The sequence below is a fragment of the Paenibacillus sp. FSL K6-1558 genome, from assembly GCF_038002565.1.
GTDB lineage: Bacteria > Bacillota > Bacilli > Paenibacillales > Paenibacillaceae > Paenibacillus > Paenibacillus polysaccharolyticus.
Map to the genome: position 1 here is coordinate 1,023,737 of NZ_JBBOCV010000001.1, position 20,690 is coordinate 1,044,426.

Consider the following 20,690-nt stretch of genomic DNA (forward strand, 5'->3'; position numbering starts at 1 on the left):
TATCAAAAAAAGACCCCGCAGCTGCGGAGCCTTCCCGTTAAACTCTTCAGGCACATAATCAGGCTCGTCACAACCCATTTTTTGTACTTTATGAAAGAAAGAGGGCTTACGCCCTCTTCGCCGCACCTTATGGTGCATATGATACCTTAGGTTATGAACATTCACTTTCCCTTTTCGGATGAGCGATTTACAACTCATCATCCAGCAGGTCTGGATCGAGATCATCATAGTCTCCATCCGCGCTGCCATAGTCATAATCCTTGTCTTCGTAATCACCGCAGCCATCCGTGCATACCTTGACACAGACTTTCGTTTCAGCCACAAGCTCTACAGCGAATTCCCGCTCAACCCGGATAATTACGCTGCCGCCCCCCGAGGACACTGTGGCTTCCACACAGCTAGGCTCCTGCGTTGCATCCGCAGATACCTCTACAGTGGAAGTCCGGTGTTTCGGGTCTAGATAGGACAAAGGTACATGTTCTACATACGATACCGTTTCTTTAGCTACATCTGTCTGTGAATTTTTGTCGTAGGAATACCAAATGTTGATATCGTAAGTACCAATAACTTCAATCCCGTCCCCCGCCGATACGGCTTCATACTGGTGGTTGATAATCCAAGCCCCCAAAATGCTGGTCGGACCATTGGGCGGAGTCACGGTATGTGTTACGGTAGAGAACTTACGACCTTTGCCGCAGATCGCCTTCGTGATAATCTCTCTACATTGATGTTTATGACTCAATGACATCTTTAAACCTCCTCCATACAATCATTCACTACAAGTGTATGCAGGACATCCGTCTAGGGTGACAACTATTTTCTATGATTCGTTTACAGATTGCGAGCGGTCTGAGATTGGAGAAGGCGCTTTGTCCTTCTTGGCGATTTTCAGATACATGGAGAGCTCGCGGCACAGCTGGAGAATAGCGGAACGCATCTCGAATTCTTCCCTTGTATCCGGCAACTCCATTTGTCTGAATTCTTCCTGCACATCAGCAAGCAACTTTTCCGTTCGTCCCGTGTACGATTCGGTCAACACGTCCTGACTGAGCTGATCGAACAGCTCCGCTACCATCTCGGCATGAGGCATTTTCTGATAGACCTGGGATACAAGATGCATCATGTGCTGTATGGAATCCAGCTGGGTTTTACGCATATAAAAGTATACGCTCCAGCCTTCATTTGGATGAATGACCTGATTCTCCAGTGAACGTTTGGCCGCTTCAATTCCGCCGAGTACGGCTTTATCCGCTTCAATTAATTCTTTGCCCGCCCATACTTCATTGGGGTTACGCAACGTTGTGGCGAACTCCCGGAAAATTTTCGAGAACAATTCGTCAATCCGTTTGCGTATCCGGAACATCTGTGGATCAGCCGCAGGCATATAAGCCAGATTCACAACCATCGCTGAACCAAGGCCGATCAAGAGCAGCGCAATCTGTACAAGAATGACATGCACATCCATCTCTCCACCGCTAAATACCCGAAACACCACGACTGAACCTGTCACAATACCTTCCTTAAAGCCCACCCGAACAATCACCGGAAAAGCCGTGAGTATGTATACGCCCAACACCCAATAATGGAAGCCGAGAAAGTGAAAAAGTACACTTGCAAACAAAAGGCCAACCACGGATGCAAAAAAACGTGCCGATATCGTTCGAATACTCCTTTTTCGTGTAACATCCACACCCAGAATCGCAAGCAAGCCTGCTGACGTTGGTCCTGGCAGGCGGCACCAGTCCGCTATCAGTACAGCCATCAGCGCTGCGATTGCCGTTTTAATGACTCTAAACCCCATTTAACATTCCATCTCCTCTAAGCTGTACAAAAGTTCGCGGCCCATATGTCCCCTGTTTAGTATGACTCAACCGGTTACAAACTAGACGACATCAACCGGCATGCACAACACATGCCGGTCACAGAAACATGCCACGAAGAAGAAACACTGCCCTTTCAATTGCGATAACCGAAAGAGTCTAAACCTCTAACCGACCTATACTCATCCCATGTGTTTCTGCCCGGCATGAAGGTTTTCCTTCCATCAAATATCCTACTTGATTTTACAATTGGGGGCAACGTGACACCTCTTGTGAAATTGTATACATATGATGAATACTTGTAAAATGGCTCTGTCAGTCACTTTTCATTTTCGAGCTATGATCTACGACCAGACGATAGTAACTTGCGTTCTGCATATACAACCAGTTGATACATAGCGGTAGCTACGACTGCAATAATGAGCAGGCTTGATAACACAAGTGTGAAGTTGAACACCTGGAATCCGTAGATGATTAAATATCCCAGACCCTGTTTGGCGACCAGAAACTCACCGACGATGACCCCAACCCAGGCCATACCCACATTGACTTTTAACGTAGATACAATTGTGGGGAATGAAGCAGGAAACACAACTTTGGCAAAAATTTCAGATCGTTCACCGCCAAACGTGCGAATAACCTTCACATAATTGGGATCCACTTCATTAAAGCTGTTGTACACAACGAGCGTTGTAATGATGACCGTAATAGAGAGGGTTGTCATCACAATGGCTGTAAATCCTGCCCCGAACATAACGATAAAAATCGGACCGAGCGCGACCTTAGGCATGCTGTTGAACACAACCATATAAGGATCGAGCACTTTGGACAAAAAAGGAGACCACCAGATCAGAACAGCAAGCAACGTTCCGACAAGTGTCCCCAGTAAAAATCCAACGACCGTTTCACCTACGGTTACCCCGACATGTGCCCATATTTCGCCGCTGACGACATCCTTGCCAATCTGAGCAAAGATTTTACTCGGATAACTGAAGAGCAATACATCAATCCACCGTAATCTGCCCGCCAGCTCCCAGAGTAAAAACATAGCGACTAACATGGACAGCTGAACCGCAAAAATATGTTGCCGCCATCTAACCATCCTACGATGATGGTCACGATGGAGTTCTTCCAGCCAAATTTCACGTACTTCCTGCTTTCCTTGATCTGGAATTTTCTGACTCACGTATCTTTCTCACCTCCTCCAGACTGAACAAGTTCATCCCAGAGTGACTGGAACAACTCATTAAAGCCTGCCTGCTCCCTTGCATGGAAAGGCTGTGCCAGCCGAATCTGTTCAGGAATATCGAATTCACGCCGAATGCGTCCGGGGTTGCGGTCAAGTACGATGACCCGGTCGCTGACTGCAATAGCTTCAGACAAATCGTGTGTGACCAGCACGGAAGTTTTGCCATACTGTTTTAACGTATCCGATACAAGATCTTCCAGTTGTAGTTTGGTTTGATAATCCAAGGCCGAGAACGGCTCATCAAGCAAGAGTATCGCAGGGTCTGTGGCCAATGTTCGAACGAGGGCTACCCGTTGCCTCATGCCACCCGACAATTCAGAGGGGTACTGCTCTTCTGTCCCGCCAAGTCCCATACTAACGAGAAGTTCACGGGTACGCTCTCTGCTCTGTGCGTCCAGATTTCCTGTCAACTCAAGCCCAATCAGTGCATTATCCAGAATCGTCCGCCAGGGGAACAGATAGTCCTGTTGCAACATATAACCCATATTGGCAGAGGGACCTTGAACATGCTTGCCTTCGACTTCAACCTTTCCCCGGGTGGGTTTTAGCAGTCCGGCGATGATCGACAATAGCGTTGTTTTTCCGCAACCACTTGGTCCCACCAGACTGACGAACTCTCCTTGTTTGATCTCCAGATTCAAATCCTCGATGACGAGTGATGCTTCGCGTTCACTGACATACACTTGAGAAATATTGTCCAGTCGAATCACGTTCCCGGAATCAGGCATTGCTCCTCACTTCCTTCCCTGGAGCGCCTGTTCTGCAAAAGACGGATCAACAATGGTGTTCAATTCAACCCGCTCTTTTAATTCTCCGGCAGCGCTCATGACATTCAGCAGATTGTTCCACTCATCGCCATCAATGATCGGATCTGTGGCATACGTGCCTTGTTCCTTATACCGGCTTACGCTGCTGGTCAGAATCGCTGGATCAATGTCTTTGAAAAATGGGGTGATCACTTGTGCAATCTCCTCCGCTGTATGAGAATCTACCCAAAGTTGAGCCTTGTGCAATGCATTCGTGAATTTTTGTACAAGTTCTTTGTTTTCATTCAGATAACTTTGTTTGGTCATAAAAACCGTATAAGGCAGATGCCCGCTTTCCGTTCCGAACGATGCCACCACTTTACCCCGGCCCTCCTGTTCAAAGATCGATGCCTGCGGTTCAAATAGCTGTACATAATCCCCTGTGCCTGAAGCAAAGGCAGAAGCAATATTCGCGAAATCCACATTCTGAATCAATTCCAGATCACTTGACGGGTTAATGCCATGTTTGTTTAAAACAAACTCCCCGGCCATTTGCGGCATGCCACCCTTGCGCTGTCCGAGAAATACACTTTGCCTCAATTGTTCCCAATCAAAGCTGTCTTGTGCATTTCGTGCGAATAAGAACGTTCCGTCGGTCTGCGTGAGCTGAGCAAAGTTAATGACCGGGTCTTCTGCCCCTTGTTGATAGACATAGATGGATGTTTCTGCACCAACCAGTGCAATATCTACCGAACCTGCGAGCAATGCCGCCATCGTTTTATCTCCACCAGCCGTTGTTTGGATATCCACTTCAATCCCTTCTTCTGCAAAAAAACCTTGAGCCGCGGCTACATATTCCGGTGCATAAAATACAGAACGAGTCACTTCACCAATCGTAATCTTGGCTTCATTCTCTTCCTTATTGCAGCTCGTCAGCGCTACAATGAGAATCAACACAATTACAATCCCCCGGACAAACCATGGCGTATATTTCATTCGATTTCCCTCCTTTTCTGAGTTCAGCAGTTTCTCTTTACTATGAATATGCCGAGGCCCAGTAAAAGGTTAAGAACTTGCACACAAAAAAAGGTCAACCAGAATTTTCTGGCTGACCTTCATTCAGACGCTTTATAATTTATAAATCTCAGCATACTTGGCTTCCAAATAGTCTGCCAAATAATCCGGATTCAGTTCTTCACCTGTCACTGCAACTATGAGTTCGGAAGGGGTGCGGCTCTTACCGTAGCGATAAATCTTGTCTGTAAGCCACTCTTTGATTGGAATCAGATTCCCTTCTTCAATCAGACGATCCAGCTCCGGCATCTCCCGACGTAACGTATGCATAATCTGTGCAGCATACATATTGCCTAAAGAATAAGAAGCAAAATAACCGAAATCTCCACCGGACCAGTGTACATCCTGAAGCACACCCTCACCATCGTTGGTTGGCAGAATTCCGAGGTATTCCTTGTATTTTTTATTCCATGTTTCTGGCAGATCCTTCACTTCCAACCCTTCATTATAAAGCATTTTCTCAATCTCATATCGAATAATGATATGCAGATTGTAAGTCAGCTCGTCTGCTTCAATCCGGATCAGAGAACTCTCCACCCGGTTTATTGCACGGTAGAAATCTTCCAGCTTCACTTCGCTCAGTTGCGGGAAATGTTGCTGTAGATCTTTATAATAACGTGTCCAGAAAGGTAGACTGCGTCCGATCATATTTTCCCAAAGACGGGATTGAGATTCGTGGATACCCATCGATGTGCCTTCGGCAAGAAGCGTACCGGCAAGACTCTCATCAATATTTTGCTCATATAGTGCGTGCCCGCCTTCGTGCAGAGAACTAAAGATCGCACTGGTTACATCATCCTGTAAATAGTTAGTCGTTATTCGAACGTCACCGGAATTCAAACCTGTAGCAAATGGATGCACACTTTCGTCAAGACGGCCTGCTTCAAAGTCGTATCCCATCTGTTCCAGAATAAACAGACTGAACTTCTCCTGCTGTTTGGTGTCAAAAATTTGATTCAGAAAATCAGTATTAGGCTTATTCTCAGCCGCATTGATTTTCTCTTGTAGTGGAACGAGACGCGCTTTGAGGCGGGCGAATACAGCATCTACCTTTTCCACAGTCAATCCGGGTTCGTACATGTCCAGTAGTGTATCATACCTTGTATCCTTGACACCCCAATAGTCAATAAACTCCTGTTTAAGTTTCACGATGTCGGTGAGATATGGTGAGAATCCGGCATAGTCACTGTTATGTTTGGCATCTTCCCAAGCCGTCTCGGATTTGGCAGTAAGTACGGTATAGGCTTGAACTTTCTCAGGTGGAACCGACTGACTGCGATCATACTCCTTCTTGCACTCCTCCACTTGGCGGCGGTCGGTGTCTTCGAGTTGCTCCAGCACATCCGGCTCAGTCAACGTATCTAGATAAGTTTTCATCTCAGCGGAGGTTTGCAGTTTGAATGCCTCAGTAGAGAGCAATCCCAGCGTCTCGGAGCGAGTTGGAACGCCTTTTTTCGGTGCTCCTGTGCGTAAATCCCAGTGAAGCAAACCAATGGCTTCGTGATAACTTTTTATTTTACGGGCCAGAATAAGGAAAGATTGCAAATGTTGCTGTGTTTGTTTGTCCATGGTTACCGTTCACCTCTTCAAAAAAAATTTGTACACCCTATTGATGATACTTTTTGCATTGCGTATAATCAACTTTTGACAGAAGTATAATGCATTATGCTTCTAAAATAGGGATAGCGCGGTCTACTGACTGCGGTGCTCTAATTAATCAAAGGCGTGTAGGACAAGCTGCATCTCATGCAAATGGCCGTGCTCGTCGTATTGGATAACAGGAGGCAATGGACATGAACAACATTCAAGAGATTTTGGCTTACAACAAATCATTTGTCGAGACTAAAGAATACGAGAAGTATACGGCTAGCAAGTTTCCAACCAAAAAGATGGTCATCATCACTTGTATGGATACCCGTCTTGTAGAGATGTTGCCGAAAGCGATGAACCTGAAAAATGGCGATGTAAAAATCATCAAAAATGCAGGTGCAATTATCTCCCAACCTTTTGGTAGTGTTATGCGTTCTGTATTGGTTGCTATCTATGAATTGGGCGCCGATGAGGTGCTTGTGGTAGGTCATACAGAATGTGGTATGGCTTCCCTGCATGCCGAAACAATGATTGGTCACATGACAGAACGTGGAATTTCCGAAGAGGTCATGTCTACGCTTGAAAATTCCGGCATTCGTCTGCAAAAGTGGCTGCGCGGGTTTGATAGTGTTGAAGAAGGGGTAAAAGGAACTGTGGACGTGATTAAAAAGCATCCATTACTTCCTCCCAATGTACCTGTTCACGGTATGGTGATTGACTCTGCCACAGGCGAGCTTGATCTTGTCGCTGACGGGTATGGACAACAGGCATCTCTCTAAATGGTTTGGAGTGCGGACCTTCTTGGTTCGTACTTTTTTTTGTCTAAATTAAGGCAGTTATCCTGTCAGGTTGTCAAACCATACAGTTTCAGTGTACACTTTTATGAAAGCGGTCAACGAAACAAAACAAGGGTTGTTTCGTTGGCCCAGCCCTAATATTAAGGAGACATGTGCATGAACATACTTTCCTACGGATTACTCGGGCTGCTTACCCGCGAGGAGTCTTCCGGTTATGATCTAATGCTGAAGATTCAGCCGCATTGGCAGGCCAAACACAGCCAGATCTACCCGCTCCTGTCCAAAATGGAAAACGAAGAGTTACTCGCCTCCCGCTGGGTACAACAGTCTGACAAACCGGACAAAAAAATGTATGCAGTTACGGAAAAAGGCATTCAGAAGTTACTGGAGTGGATGATTACTCCGGTTACGGCACCCGTTACGCGCGATGAATTTAATCTTCGCATTCTTTGTGTAGGTATTGCCGAAGATGGAAGCATGAGACGTATCCTGAATGAGCGGAAAAGCTGGTTCATGGAACGTATACGGTATTTCGAAGAATTGAAATCACGGATACCGCAGGATAATCTTCGGGTAGGCAACCGGGATTTTGGAAGTTACATTTTGGTGCAAAAAGGGTTAATGCATGCCCAGACGGGGTTGGAATGGTGTCATTGGGTCACCCAGCTTCTCGATGGTCAAGCGGCTATTCAAGACCCGAGTCCAAGTATTTCAGAAATTTAAATTAATTTTGAAACGTTCCAGCAGGTTGACCCGTATTACTAGAGTAAGGCCCATTTTGGGGAGTTAAACAAATTTATTCAGGGGGTTACGATCTATACAATGAAGAAAAAATTCGGAATTAAACATCTAATGATGGTTTTCATGGCATTCACACTACTGTTCGCGACGGTTGGTGTTACGAATCCGGACAGTGCTGATGCAAGACGAGGCGGCGGCGGGTTCAAATCCGGTACGAAGAGTTACACGAATACCCCTAAGAAATCAGACAATAACGTAAGTCAGTCCAATTCCCGTAACAATTCCAATACTGGCGCAGCGGCAAATAACCGTGGTGGATTCTTTGGCGGTGGCGGCGGCTTCATGAAAGGTATGATGCTGGGTGGTCTGGCAGGTATGTTGTTCGGCGGACTATTTGGCGGTATGGGAGCACTGGGTAACATTCTTGGATTGCTCGTGAACGTAGCCGCAATTATGTTGATTGTTATGCTGGCTATGGCATTGTTCAGAGCCATTACAAATCGTCGTAAACCTGCTGCGGATGGTCGTTATGACCGCCGTGACGATCGTGATGATGATCGTAACAGAAACGGACGGTACTAAGCTCTATGGTTCTAAGTATGGATGAGATTGTGAATGCAATTTGCATTCACATGGCAGAGCGTAAAGGTGTGCGTCCTACGGACGTAAATGTGGAGTTAAGCTGGGAAGAAGATACAGGTTATTCCGCAGAAGTCTGGATTCAAGGTCGCAGTCAGTTCCTGGTAGAATCCAACATGATCGAAGCGATTCTTCGCTACTTGCACAGCGAGTACAACATTCGTGCGTATCGTGAAGATGTTACCTTGGATCTGGATGAAGAGATTACTGCGATTGTCAATCAACATTAAAATACGGCTAGCTTCTAGCTTGTTATACAAAAGACCGTCTCCCCTCTGTCATCTGACAGCATGGGAGACGGTCTTTTTGGTTGCTTGATTTGCAAATAACTATGCTTGAAGCTTAACCAGGCTGTAGTTCTTTTTACCTTTACGGATGATGATAAATTTACCGCCAATCGCGTGCTCTGCAGATACCGTAAATTCAAGCTCGGTTATTTTTTCGCCGTTCATAGAGATGGCTCCCTTGGTCACATCCTCACGAGCTTGGCGTTTGGAAGGCTCCAAACCAAGATCAACAAGCCAGTCTACAATATTTTTAGCTTCACCGTCTGTTTCGTATGTTGGCATTTCCTTGAAACCCTGCTCGATCTCATCTGCTGTCAGGGAACGAATATCTCCGCTGAACAAAGCTGCTGTAATACGTTTTGCCTGCTCCAGCATCTCTTCGCCGTGAACGAACTTGGTCATTTCCTCTGCCAAGGCTTTCTGCGCATCACGTTTATGCGGCTCTGTTTCAACTTTCTCAGCCAAGGCTTCGATTTCTTCTTTGCTCAGGAATGTGAAGTATTTCAAGTATTTAATCACATCCCGGTCATCTGTATTCGCCCAGAATTGGTAGAATTCAAACGGTGTCGTTTTATTCGGATCAAGCCAGATCGCACCACCAGCTGTTTTACCAAATTTTGTACCGTCCGACTTCAGCATCAGTGGGATGGTCAAGCCGTAAGCTTTCGATTCTGAGCCTTCTTTTTTACGAATCAGATCCAGACCGCTCGTAATATTACCCCATTGGTCAGATCCACCAATCTGTAGTTGTACATCCTCCGTTTGGAACAGGTGAAGGTAATCTAGAGATTGCAGAATCTGGTAGGAGAATTCCGTGAATGAAATTCCGCCTTCAAGACGGCTTGCTACGACATCTTTTGCCAGCATGGTGTTCAGGTTAAAGTTTTTCCCGTAGTCACGCAGGAACTCGATAACGTTAATCTTATGTGTCCAGTCGTAGTTGTTAACCATGCGAACCTGATTGTCACCTTCGGTAACAAACAACTTTTTCATCTGTGCCGTTAACGCGTCTACATTCTCTTGCACTTGCTCCAACGTCTGCAAAGAACGTTCGGACTGACGACCACTCGGGTCACCAATCGTACCCGTTGCGCCGCCTATAAGAATTACCGGACGGTGCCCTGCCAATTGGAAACGTTTCAGCATCATAAACGGAATCAAGTGTCCGATATGCATACTGTCACCTGTCGGATCTACACCACAGTACAGGGAGATCGCTTTGGTCTCCGTCAGTTCACGTAGCCCTTCCGCATCCGTTTGTTGATTAATGGCGTCGCGCCACTGTAGTTCGTCAATAATGTTCATTGTAATAACCCCTTTTCATCATCAAAATTCAGTCATGACTTACGTTCTATATAAGTTGAACCAAGGAATTTACACCGTCCACTTCGATGACAGAATAACCCTCCAATCGCTGTTATCCCCAGATTTTTTTGGTTCCCTTTCCCAAAGGGGAAAATCCGGTGATAAAGGCGAACGCTTCGCTTTTTCAGGTTTTTTCTGTCCTCTCCGTTAAAGTGTAAAATTAGTTCAACTTATCTGGAACTAACATTGCAAGTGGTATTTTGGACACAAAAAAATCGCCGCCTTGTCTTCACAGACACAGGGACGATTAGAATAACCGTGGTACCACCCAAATTGCATGGACAACCTCTCCGAACATTCATATGTTCAAGAAATAGCGATCCATACCACTTTCAGCAAGTTATCGTTTGCCCATCCGCTTGGCATTACCCAAGTACTCCAGAGTGTAATTCGCAGCCCTTGTATGTATCAGGTTCCATCAACCCCTGACTTTCTGTAACAGGGACAAAGCCGCTACTGCGCTCTATCAACGTAATTCATATATTTAATTATAGCCAGTATAGCGAAACGTTCTGCACATTGCAAGCGCAAGTATTCAAATCATCAACAAAACTATAACCTGATCCGTAGCTCGTCATGGTAATGAGCGTAAGCCTTCTCCGCAACCTGATCTTCGTTATTCCAGAGTTGCTGGTCCAGCTCATCCAAACGTTCTTCTTGCTCCGTCTCCAGATATTTTGGGATGTCCCACAACCCCGTTAGTCTAGAATCGTTTTCCAAATGCTCAAAACAAGCATACTGCTGCTTCACATTACTCAGAACCTGGTTTGCCCCGATCGTTTCAAGTGCCTTGCATGCGAACTTATAAGCCTCTTCTCCCCAGTTGCAGAAGAATTGTATAAAACCACCATTATAGACATCTGCCTCAAACAGCCACAACGCTGCAATCTCTTGTTCCGTCTGGGAAAGCGCAGTCCATCCTTGCGCAGACTGGTTCTTTTTCTCCACAAAAGTCAGTGCGTAATCATACCACACATCCTGAATGTCCCGTTCGCTCATATCGAAGATTTCCCCTTCCTGGGTTGAACCGTTTCCAGTTCCCGGCGTTTACCCTCTTGATGCCAAGTTAAATATGGTTCACCGATCCTTCGAAAAGCTGCCCGTACGTTGTCTTCGATCTCTTGCCACACTTCACTTGTATAATCGAGATGGGTGTTAACGTTATCGACACCATACTTCTTAAGCAGGCTTACATGGGCGGCTGTAAAAATCATATCTTCCAACAACCAGTAGAGGACCTCCTCCACGTGCTTCAGCTTTTTAATCAGGGACGGTACACCGCGTTCATAGATTGTAACAATATAATGTCCATCGCCTATTTCGACATAGGGTGCACCTTCCCATTTGAACGACTCGCCCAATCGGTTCACATAACTTTCCATCTGTTCCATCGGGTAAGAAGTACGTGATAACAATTCAAGGAGTTGCTGGGCTAGCTCCTCCATGCTTAACACATTTGACACAAGATTCACCTTCCTTCTCTCTAACATCTAGGGTGTGAGATCAACCTCATATAATCGATTATAACGGCTAACAATGAAAAAGCTGCCTCTCGGCAGCCCACACCTTTTCCTCTCAGGTTCACAGAGAGGTTAAGTCCCGCAAAATGTCTTATACGAAGGGTCACAGGACACTGGCATCGCACCAAATACTTCCTGTTCAGGAGTATACGCATAAGGACGCTGGAGAATATCCAGCAAAGGCTGGATCAAACTGTAGTCTCCGTCCTGCTCTGCTCGCTCCAGTACTTCTTCTACCTTCTCGTTCCGCGGAATCACTACGGGATTGTTTCGTTTCATCTGTTCCATCACTTCATCGCTGGATTCCGGCTGTCTAACTAATCTGTCTTGCCAGCGTGTATGCCACTCCTTGAAGTCGGACTTGTCACTAAGTGTGGAGGTTTCCAGTTTATTCAGAGTCAATGTCACAAACGTATTCGTGAAGTCTGCAGCATGCTTTTCCATCAGATCGAGCAGGTCCTTAATCAAGGTCTCATCTTCCGCTTCTTCCGTAAACAAACCGAGTTTGGCTCGCATACCCGTTAACCAGTGATGATGATAGTGCTCCGAAAATTGTGCAATGGCATCCTGAGCGATTTGAACAGCCTGCTCTTCATCTTCATGTAGTAACGGCAGTAATGTCTCAGCAAAACGAGCCAAATTCCAGCCCGCAATGTATGGTTGATTGCCATAAGCATATCGGCCTTGTCTGTCAATTGAGCTGAACACCGTCGCTGGGTTATACGTATCCATAAAGGCACAGGGACCATAATCAATCGTTTCCCCGCTAATTGCCATATTGTCCGTATTCATGACCCCGTGAATAAAGCCTACGTTTTGCCACTTTGCAACAAGGTGCGCCTGAAGTTTGATCACTTCCTGTAGGAAGCTTAGATAACGCTGTTCGTTACCTTCTACTTGCGGGAAATGACGACGTACCGTGTAGTCTGCGAGCGCACGTAAATCCTCTACCGAACCAAATTGGGCTGCATACTGAAAAGTTGCGACTCGAATGTGACTGGCCGCGACTCGAGTGAGAATAGCCCCTGGGCGCTCTGTTTCACGATAAATGTTCTCTCCTGTGGAGACAACAGCCAAGCTTCGTGTCGTAGGAATTCCCAGGCCAGCCATTGCTTCACTGATAATGTACTCCCGAAGCATCGGGCCAACGGCAGCACGTCCATCCCCTCCGCGGGAATACGGCGTCCGTCCTGAACCTTTTAACTGAATATCCACTCGGTCCCCTTGCGGAGTAATCTGTTCACCCAGGAGCAAAGCACGTCCATCCCCAAGCATATTAAAGTTACCAAATTGATGACCTGCATACGCTTGTGCAAGGGGCTCGGCTCCGTCTGGTATGTTATTACCCGCGAAAATAGCTGTGCCTTCGGGGCTTTGCAGTACATCTGCATTCAACCCCAGGCTGACCGCCAGTGTTTGATTAAAAATGATCCAGTCTGGAGACTGGACAGCCACAGCTTGTTGTCTTGTATAAAACGTTTCAGGCAGTTCTGCATAACTGTTTTCCAGATTCCAGCCTGCGTTTAAATCGTTTTTTTCCATGGGTCACACTCCTTCTCCTAACAAAGAAATTCCTTTGTTTATCTTCATGTAGCATTTGTGAACCCATACTCATTTATGTCGTCGCATGGAAATTCCAAAGTAAAACAGTTCTTATCTGACGTGATCATCCGGCATAAAACCAAGTGTTTATTGGTATTTTACTTCGCAGGGATCGGATAATCTGTTACAATCACGTTCTCAATCCAGCCATCCAGAGAGGCTACGAATGCCTGATGTGCAGGGTGCGGACCGTATGCTCGCAAGGCTTCCTGATCTTCAAATGTCACTCTTAATCCCAGGGTGAATCCTTGAATGCGATCGGTTTCCTCCGTTACATTCATGCCAGCCGTCAGATCAACAATCCCAGGAATTTGATCCTGTAACGCAAGCAACTGAGCTACAAACTCCTGTTGCTTCGCAGGTGTGATTTTATCGTTAAATTTAAAAATAACCAAGTGTTCAAACATATTATCCCATCTCCTTATCCATTGGAGGATAATCTTACATTCAGCCTCATTCTTATTTTAAATTAAACCTAAACTGAACTCAAATAGATGTTCTCGATTCACCGCTTCGGTATAATAAGCAATATTGTTCAAGAATTCAGCCTCAGATGCACGTTATAATCACCTAAACATACCAGAAAGAAGGTGCATCATGAGCCGCGAAGTGCGAACCGTCGTGTATGATCCAGATTTGCAACTGGAAGCTTATCAATTTGAAGGCATCATGCAGAAATTTCCCAATCATTTTCATGACTATTATGTGATTGGTTTTATTGAAGAAGGGAAACGGCATCTCGTCTGTAACAACGAGGAATACCTATTAAATAGCGGTGACATCATTGTTTTCAACCCCCAAGATCCTCATGCCTGTGAGCAGGTAGATGGAAGAAAATTGGATTACCGTTGCATCAATATTCAGCCAGAAGTTATGCTGGAGTACGTGCGTGAAATTACTGGACAAGCCTATTTGCCAAGGTTCTCCACCCATGTTCTATATCAGAGTGAGCTGGTCTCCTCGCTCCATGAGCTACATCAGTTCATACTTGAGGAACAACCCGACTTCTGCAAAGAAGAGATGCTTCTCTTGCTACTAGATCAACTGCTGAAGGACTACGCTGATGCAGAGATGGCTGAAACCGAACAGAAGATAACGTTAGAGATTCGGCAACTGTGTGATTATATGGAAGTCCATTACTCGGAAAACATCAGCTTGAATGAATTATCCGAGATTTCGGGGATTAGCAAATACCATTTACTGCGACAGTTTACTCGTCAAAAAGGCATATCTCCCTACCGCTATCTTGAAACGATACGGATCAATCATGCCAAACGCCATTTGGAACAGGGACTATTGCCTATAGATGTTGCTGCTCAGACAGGCTTTAGCGATCAAAGCCATTTCACCAACTTTTTCAAAAAACTGATTGGTCTAACGCCCAAACAATATCGTCGTATTTTTAATCACGGAGCCGAGACTAAACGATTGCAGGAAAACAAGCGATGACTTTAATGCGTAATCACAACCATGTTGCCGGACACCTGCTTGCCTTATTTACCATTCTCATCTGGGGAACCACCTTTGTTTCAACAAAAGTGTTACTGAAGGACTTTACACCTGTTGAAATCTTATTGTTCCGTTTTCTGATTGGTTATCTCGTCCTGTGGATGATCTATCCACGTACTCAGAAAATTGTTTCTTTGCGGGAAGAAGCATTATTTATCGGTGCAGGTTTATGCGGAGTGACCTTATATTTTCTCATTGAAAATATGGCCTTGGTATATACGACAGCTTCCAATGCAGGCATCATTGTATCCGTTGCTCCTTTCTTCACCGCTGTACTTGCCCACTTTTTTCTGGATGGGGAACGGTTAACGACCCGCTTTGTAAGCGGATTTGGCATTGCGATCTGTGGCATTATCCTGATTACCCTGAACGGAAGCTATATGTTGCAACTTAATCCCTTGGGTGATCTACTCGCATTTATCGCTCCTGTGGTGTGGGCAGTGTACTCGGTTATGATGCGTAAAATCGGATTACGAAACTACAACGTTATAGGCGCAACACGTAAAGTGTTTTTCTATGGCCTGCTATTCATGCTACCAGCGTTGGGTTTAGTAGAATCTGATCTGAATGTCGCTAGATTCACACACCTCACCAATTTATCGAACCTTCTCTTTCTCGGTGTGGGCGCTTCAGCCCTTTGTTTTGTGACATGGAATCAAGCCGTTAAGCTACTAGGAGCGATTCCAACAAGTGTATACATCTATCTCGTACCTCTGATTACAGTTGGTTCATCTGCACTTATTCTTCATGAGCAACTGACATGGGTTAGCATACTAGGTGCATCCCTTACGTTGTATGGCTCTTACATTTCGGAGAGCACGGCGAGAGGCAAAAAGCGCAACGTATTTTCGGCAAAATTACGTCGCAACACTTAACTCACTTCTCGTTAGAAGTTACGTAATCACGTTCACAATGTAAAAAACACGATCCCTAGCAAACGGGGTCGTGTCTTCTGCGTCTTTTTCGAAAAAAATTAGCTTATATCACAGAGATTGGGCAAGTCCATCACTACTCATCCCCTGCTTTGTCTTGATCTAACTGAGACATAAGTAACTCCAACTCCTGTTTCTCCAGATGTCTCCACTCTCCCCTTTTCAACCGTTCATCCAGTGTAATGTTCATAATCCGAATTCTCTCCAGCTTTAAAACCCTGTACCCCAGCGCTTTGCACATTCGGCGGATTTGTAAATTAAGCCCTTGTGTCAAAATAATTCGAAAGACGTTCTCGTCTTGTCTATACACCTCACATGGTTTGGTAACCACATTCAGAATCTCCACACCTTTTGACATGGATTGAAGAAATGCATCAGTGACTGGCTTGTCCACGGTAACGACATATTCTTTCTCATGATGATGCTCCGAACGCATCATTTTGTTCACGATATCTCCATTATTGGTGAGTAAAATCAACCCTTCTGACCCTTTATCCAACCGGCCGACTGCAAAAATGCGTGAAGGATAATTCACAAACTGAATGATATTGCCCTCAATATGTTCAGCTGCCGTGCATGTAATGCCAACGGGTTTGTTCAGAACGATATACACGGCCTCATGATTCCGCTCTGGAATGCGCTCCCCATCCATCAGCACGATGTCTCCTGGTGCAACCGTATCTCCTTTTACACATACCCTGCCGTTGATTGTAATTCTTCCGGCTGCAATGCGCCGAGTCGTTTCCCTGCGGGAAAAATGCCCCGTCTCACTTATGTATTTGTTGATTAACATATTTCACCGCTTCTCATTATTTGATCTGTATATACAACTGTTCTTTCATTCATTTGAACAATTATTCCGTTTACCTTAAAAGCGTTGAACCTCATCTTCTCATGAAATGAAAAGCGACGCAACTGAGTCACCTTCGACATAAATCTTGTAATCGGACAGGATGAACTAAAAAAAGAATGACCTCGCCAAACTTTAACATAATTTTACAATAAAAAGCTTGTACATTTTCAAAATTATGGTATAAGTTAAATATAAAATAAACATTTATTTCAATTTATAAAAATGTTATCCACTTCAAGGAGGTAGACATTTGAAAAGAATATTCGTTTTAAGTTGCGGCTTCTATCTGCTGATTGGCATAACCAGCGTAGTACTTGGTGCGCTTCTACCCGTTTTATTACCTCACTATGAACGCGGTTACAGTGACGGGGGATTTCTACTATTTTTGCAGTTTCTCGGGTTTCTTGTCGGTGTACTTGTGTCACCGTCCATGACGGCTAAAATTGGTCGAAAATGGATGCTCACCCTTGCGTTGATCTTCATTATTGCAGCTTATTTGGTGCTCGGATGGTTGCCTTCGTGGAACGTCCTGCTTTTGTTAACCATTCTTGTCGGGTTTGGCTCAGGCATCATCGAACCTTCTGTTGGAGCCTTCACTATTGAATTTACGGAAAATCAGAAAGCGGTCGCCATGTCCAAACTGGATGTTTATTTCGCCCTTGGCGCACTTCTCATCCCCGCGGCGGCAGCTCTGTTCATCTGGTTGGGTCAGTGGCACTTGACGTTCTTCACGGTTGCTGCCTGCGCACTTATCCTCATGGTTTCATGGGTCACCATGCCTCGGCCTGCTGCACAATACCTCGAACAGGCTGGAGAAAACACGGCACAACAGGGGGCAAACAAAGTCCGTTATTCCAAAAAACATCTGGGGCTGCTCTCCCTCTTCGTTGTCTTTTTCTTTGTTTACATGGGACTGGAGCTTGGATTGATGAATTTCCTGCCCTCCATTCTGGTAGAACGTTTGGAACTGAAAGAATCTATCGCCTCCCTAAGTGTATCCATTCTGTGGATTGCCATGATTGTAGGACGCCTTTTCTCTGGCAAAATCGCTGAAGCCGTCAATTATATGCCCTTCCTGATCTGGAGCACGATAGGTACATTGCTGTTTACGGTATCTATGATATTCGTGTCCGGTCAATGGGTAACATATGGGCTAATCTTTGGAACAGGATTATTTATGTCGGGTTTATTCTGCATCGCACTCGTCTATGCGAATGTACTGATTCCTGGCATGACGGAAAGGACAACGAGTATATTGATTGCCTCCGGCGGTATAGGCGGTGCAACGTTACAGTACCTCACGGGATGGAGTATGAGCGCATGGCCGATCGTCGGCACCATCATGATTTTAGCGGGATTTTGTTTGCTTTTATTGCTGACATTGATCCTCTCCCACCTGTGGAACACTCGAGATGAATCGTTGAGCTCTGCATTCCCGCAACAAACCAAAGAAATATAATTTGCAAGGCTACTGACTTCAACACCTGAAAGGGGGGATGCCCAAACCATCCGGAATGAATCATATTGTTCACCTAGCTAGTACACTAAACTATTGGAGGAATCCGAATGCAAACTTTAACCAATAACCGCTTTACAGTCGGAAAAGGGATTAAGTTGATTGACGATGCAGGTGTGGAATATCTAGATGGCGTCTCGGGTACGTTTAATCTGTCCTTGGGATATAATCATCCACATGTAGTCAATAAAATTCAGGAACAAGTCGGCAATCTTACGCATATGTCTTCCTCCTTCACGGAACCTTACGTCAATGAAGTATTGGAACACTTGATTGAGTACGCTCCGAACAATATCGATGCCGGATGGATGCGGGATATTACCGGGTCTACGGCCAATGAGTGCGCAACTAAAATTGCCCAGAAGTATACAGGATCAACGGACATCATCAGCTTGTACCTTTCTCATCATGGACAGACCCAATTCGCAACGGGCATCTCAGGTAATGCCTTTAGACGCAAGCGTTTTCCTAATTCGTCAGCCCCTAATGCGGTTCATGTACCCGCACCATATTGTTATCGTTGCCCGTTCAAAAGTGAAAGTAGCGAGTGCGGATATCAATGTGTTGAAGCGATATCTGATGCTATAGAGTATGCCAGCTCAGGCTCGGTTGCTTGTATGATTATTGAGCCCATTCTCGGAAATGGCGGCAACATCGTTCCACCGTTAGGATATTTCAAGCGCCTTCGCCAATTATGTGATGAGAACAACATGCTTCTCATTGCTGATGAAGTCCAAACGGGTGTCGGACGTACGGGTACGATGTTTGCTAGCGAATTATTTGATATCCAGCCCGACATGATTACACTTGCCAAAGGCCTTGGCGGTATCGGTGTACCTGTAGCTGCAGTTCTGATGCAATCTCGATTAAATGTACTGGAAAAACATGAGCATTCTTTTACCTCAGGCAGTAATCTCATCTCGGTCACCGCTGCCAAATCCACACTGGAAGTGGTCTCAGAACCGGGATTTCTGGATGCGGTCAAACGAAAAGGATTTTTGCTTGGCGGACTGCTACACGAGCTCGCTCTGAAATATCCTAGCATCGGAGAAGCCCGCGGAGTGGGACTCATGTGGGGACTTGAAATCGTGGGTGATCAAAATGAGCCAGATACTCCAAAAACCAATGCGATCATCGACCGTGCCTTTGAAGATCAACATTTGATTCTACGCAGTTCACGGTACGGCTTTGGCAACGTCGTTAAAGTACGCCCTTCTCTGACAACGACCGAAGACGAACTGGTGGAGATTGTCGATCGATTGGATTCTGTCCTCGCCAGCGTTCATTAATGATCGGAAGTTATTTTAGCGTCGAAAGTAGTTTGAAAAAATGTAGTTCCTACAAAAAAAGGAGGTTCCATCATGCTTGCATTAGTATATAAATCTGCATGGGATGTCGCACTCGAGGAACGACCCGTTCCCGAAATTACCAGAGATAATCAGGTGCTTGTGCGTATACGGGCAACCGGGGTCTGTGGAACAGATTTAGGTATTGTTAGCGGAAAATATCATGCGATTCCTTCCGTCATTCTTGGACATGAATCCGCAGGTGAAGTAATTGCTGTCGGCTCCGCCGTCACCACTCTGCAACCAGGAGATCGTGTCGTCATCGACCCTACGTATTATTGTGGTCAATGCGAGATGTGCAGGACAGGAAGGCAGAACCACTGTACTCACAAGTCCGTTACGGAAACGGGAGTAAGTGCAGATGGCACGTTCACGGATTATTACGTGACAGAAGATCGCTTTTTATATCAATTAAAAGATCATGTTAGCTATGAAGAAGCTACTCTAACCGAGCCGCTAAGCTGTATGTTGACAGGCATTAATCAGATTCATTTGTTGCCGAATTTCAGAACGATTATTCTTGGGGCTGGACCCATTGGCATCCTGTACAGCTATGCACTTGCTTCCAAAGGTGTCACCGGAAGTCTGGTCGACATCTCCGAGGAACGCTTAGCCATTGCAGGTTCCATCGCACCCGATCGCTGGCAAGTTCATTCTTCCTTTGAACAGGCGATTGCAGACATCGCTCCTGCAACCGGACAAGTGGATATGATTGTAGATACTACTGGAGTTGTAGGCACTCAAGTATTGTCACAGCTTGCCAGTGGCGGCTATTTGATGCTGGTTGGTTTACGGGATGGAAATACGTCATTTAACCCGAAGGAAGTAGTGGATCGCAGCCTGAAAATTATCGGCTCTATTGATTCGCTTGGAACGTTTGCCACCGCACATTATATGATTGAACAACAGATTATTCCTGCCAAAAAAATTATAACCCATTCTTTTCCGCTGGAAGATTACGAAGAAGCATTCCGCACACTTGGATGCGATATACAGGGACGCACCTTACAAGCCTCCTCTCATGCCATCAAGGTTGTACTGCAATCCAATTAATTCGTTTTTCGTAGCTTGCTGGAATGCTGAATAAAAAGCAGTTACACTAAA

Annotated in this window: 21 protein-coding genes and 1 other annotated feature; of the genes, 9 read left to right on the forward strand and 12 right to left on the reverse strand. The window is 45.5% G+C overall.

Going from position 1 to position 20,690, the window contains the following annotated elements; all coding sequences use genetic code 11:
* Positions 1-187: 187 nt before the first annotated feature.
* From MHI38_RS04280 to MHI38_RS04305, 6 genes are all read right to left on the reverse strand, one after another.
* Positions 188-748, reverse strand: a complete 561-nt coding sequence (locus MHI38_RS04280) for an outer spore coat protein CotE (protein WP_090916840.1) — start codon at positions 746-748, stop codon at positions 188-190.
* A 72-nt stretch (positions 749-820) separates the two neighbouring features.
* Positions 821-1,801 (reverse strand): aromatic acid exporter family protein, encoded by a 981-nt coding sequence (locus tag MHI38_RS04285; RefSeq protein WP_090916842.1) that lies wholly within the window; start codon positions 1,799-1,801, stop codon positions 821-823.
* A gap of 356 nt (positions 1,802-2,157) precedes the next feature.
* Complete coding sequence (locus MHI38_RS04290; RefSeq protein ID WP_090917310.1) at positions 2,158-2,922, reverse strand: ABC transporter permease; 765 nt, start codon at positions 2,920-2,922, stop codon at positions 2,158-2,160.
* Between the two features lie 80 nt (positions 2,923-3,002).
* A complete protein-coding gene (locus MHI38_RS04295) occupies positions 3,003-3,797 on the reverse strand; it encodes an ABC transporter ATP-binding protein (protein ID WP_090916844.1) in 795 nt (264 codons plus the stop codon).
* 6 nt (positions 3,798-3,803) lie between these two features.
* Positions 3,804-4,811, reverse strand: coding sequence for an ABC transporter substrate-binding protein (locus tag MHI38_RS04300; protein ID WP_154890491.1), 1,008 nt, complete (start codon positions 4,809-4,811; stop codon positions 3,804-3,806).
* A 132-nt stretch (positions 4,812-4,943) separates the two neighbouring features.
* The gene (locus MHI38_RS04305; RefSeq protein WP_154890492.1) at positions 4,944-6,458 is read right to left on the reverse strand and encodes a carboxypeptidase M32; all 1,515 of its coding nucleotides are present in this window, start codon (positions 6,456-6,458) and stop codon (positions 4,944-4,946) included.
* A 224-nt stretch (positions 6,459-6,682) separates the two neighbouring features.
* Between MHI38_RS04305 and MHI38_RS04310 the strand changes: the two genes are divergently transcribed.
* The 4 genes from MHI38_RS04310 to MHI38_RS04325 all read left to right on the forward strand — a co-directional run bounded on the left by MHI38_RS04310 (position 6,683) and on the right by MHI38_RS04325 (position 8,886).
* On the forward strand, positions 6,683-7,258 hold the full coding sequence (locus tag MHI38_RS04310) for a beta-class carbonic anhydrase (RefSeq protein ID WP_090916851.1): 576 nt from the start codon (positions 6,683-6,685) through the stop codon (positions 7,256-7,258).
* A gap of 174 nt (positions 7,259-7,432) precedes the next feature.
* Positions 7,433-7,999, forward strand: a complete 567-nt coding sequence (locus MHI38_RS04315) for a PadR family transcriptional regulator (protein WP_090916853.1) — start codon at positions 7,433-7,435, stop codon at positions 7,997-7,999.
* 99 nt (positions 8,000-8,098) lie between these two features.
* Entirely contained in the window at positions 8,099-8,599 is a 501-nt protein-coding gene (locus tag MHI38_RS04320; protein ID WP_090916855.1) for a hypothetical protein, read from the forward strand.
* Positions 8,600-8,604: 5 nt separating this feature from the next.
* Entirely contained in the window at positions 8,605-8,886 is a 282-nt protein-coding gene (locus tag MHI38_RS04325) for a YxcD family protein (protein ID WP_090916857.1), read from the forward strand.
* 99 nt (positions 8,887-8,985) lie between these two features.
* On the opposite strand, the gene tyrS is transcribed toward MHI38_RS04325, so the two are convergent.
* The 5 genes from tyrS to MHI38_RS04350 form a co-directional block, all read right to left on the reverse strand.
* The gene (tyrS, locus tag MHI38_RS04330) at positions 8,986-10,248 is read right to left on the reverse strand and encodes a tyrosine--tRNA ligase (RefSeq protein WP_154890493.1); all 1,263 of its coding nucleotides are present in this window, start codon (positions 10,246-10,248) and stop codon (positions 8,986-8,988) included.
* 296 nt (positions 10,249-10,544) lie between these two features.
* Positions 10,545-10,787, reverse strand: a binding site (T-box leader).
* Between the two features lie 73 nt (positions 10,788-10,860).
* Complete coding sequence (locus tag MHI38_RS04335; RefSeq protein ID WP_154890494.1) at positions 10,861-11,307, reverse strand: DMP19 family protein; 447 nt, start codon at positions 11,305-11,307, stop codon at positions 10,861-10,863.
* Complete coding sequence (locus MHI38_RS04340) at positions 11,304-11,753, reverse strand: Imm63 family immunity protein (protein WP_186809720.1); 450 nt, start codon at positions 11,751-11,753, stop codon at positions 11,304-11,306. Before MHI38_RS04340 ends, MHI38_RS04335 begins: the two co-directional genes overlap by 4 nt.
* A 147-nt stretch (positions 11,754-11,900) precedes the next feature.
* Positions 11,901-13,370 carry a protein adenylyltransferase SelO gene (locus tag MHI38_RS04345; protein ID WP_154890496.1) on the reverse strand — a complete coding sequence of 490 codons (1,470 nt, stop codon included), beginning with the start codon at positions 13,368-13,370 and terminating at the stop codon, positions 11,901-11,903.
* 158 nt (positions 13,371-13,528) lie between these two features.
* A complete protein-coding gene (locus MHI38_RS04350) occupies positions 13,529-13,837 on the reverse strand; it encodes a Dabb family protein (RefSeq protein WP_154890497.1) in 309 nt (102 codons plus the stop codon).
* 190 nt (positions 13,838-14,027) lie between these two features.
* Between MHI38_RS04350 and MHI38_RS04355 the strand changes: the two genes are divergently transcribed.
* Positions 14,028-14,879, forward strand: coding sequence for an AraC family ligand binding domain-containing protein (locus MHI38_RS04355; RefSeq protein WP_154890498.1), 852 nt, complete (start codon positions 14,028-14,030; stop codon positions 14,877-14,879).
* Between the two features lie 5 nt (positions 14,880-14,884).
* Positions 14,885-15,814, forward strand: coding sequence for a DMT family transporter (locus MHI38_RS04360; protein WP_154890651.1), 930 nt, complete (start codon positions 14,885-14,887; stop codon positions 15,812-15,814).
* Positions 15,815-15,947: 133 nt separating this feature from the next.
* Here MHI38_RS04360 and MHI38_RS04365 read toward each other — a convergent pair whose 3' ends face one another.
* The gene (locus MHI38_RS04365; protein WP_154890499.1) at positions 15,948-16,664 is read right to left on the reverse strand and encodes a pseudouridine synthase; all 717 of its coding nucleotides are present in this window, start codon (positions 16,662-16,664) and stop codon (positions 15,948-15,950) included.
* A gap of 310 nt (positions 16,665-16,974) precedes the next feature.
* On the opposite strand from MHI38_RS04365, the gene MHI38_RS04370 reads away from it, so the two are divergent.
* The 3 genes from MHI38_RS04370 to MHI38_RS04380 all read left to right on the forward strand — a co-directional run bounded on the left by MHI38_RS04370 (position 16,975) and on the right by MHI38_RS04380 (position 20,639).
* Positions 16,975-18,183 carry an MFS transporter gene (locus tag MHI38_RS04370; RefSeq protein WP_154890500.1) on the forward strand — a complete coding sequence of 403 codons (1,209 nt, stop codon included), beginning with the start codon at positions 16,975-16,977 and terminating at the stop codon, positions 18,181-18,183.
* A gap of 107 nt (positions 18,184-18,290) precedes the next feature.
* The gene (locus tag MHI38_RS04375) at positions 18,291-19,529 is read left to right on the forward strand and encodes an aspartate aminotransferase family protein (protein ID WP_154890501.1); all 1,239 of its coding nucleotides are present in this window, start codon (positions 18,291-18,293) and stop codon (positions 19,527-19,529) included.
* A gap of 72 nt (positions 19,530-19,601) precedes the next feature.
* A complete protein-coding gene (locus MHI38_RS04380) occupies positions 19,602-20,639 on the forward strand; it encodes a zinc-dependent alcohol dehydrogenase (protein WP_154890502.1) in 1,038 nt (345 codons plus the stop codon).
* Positions 20,640-20,690 lie beyond the last annotated feature (51 nt).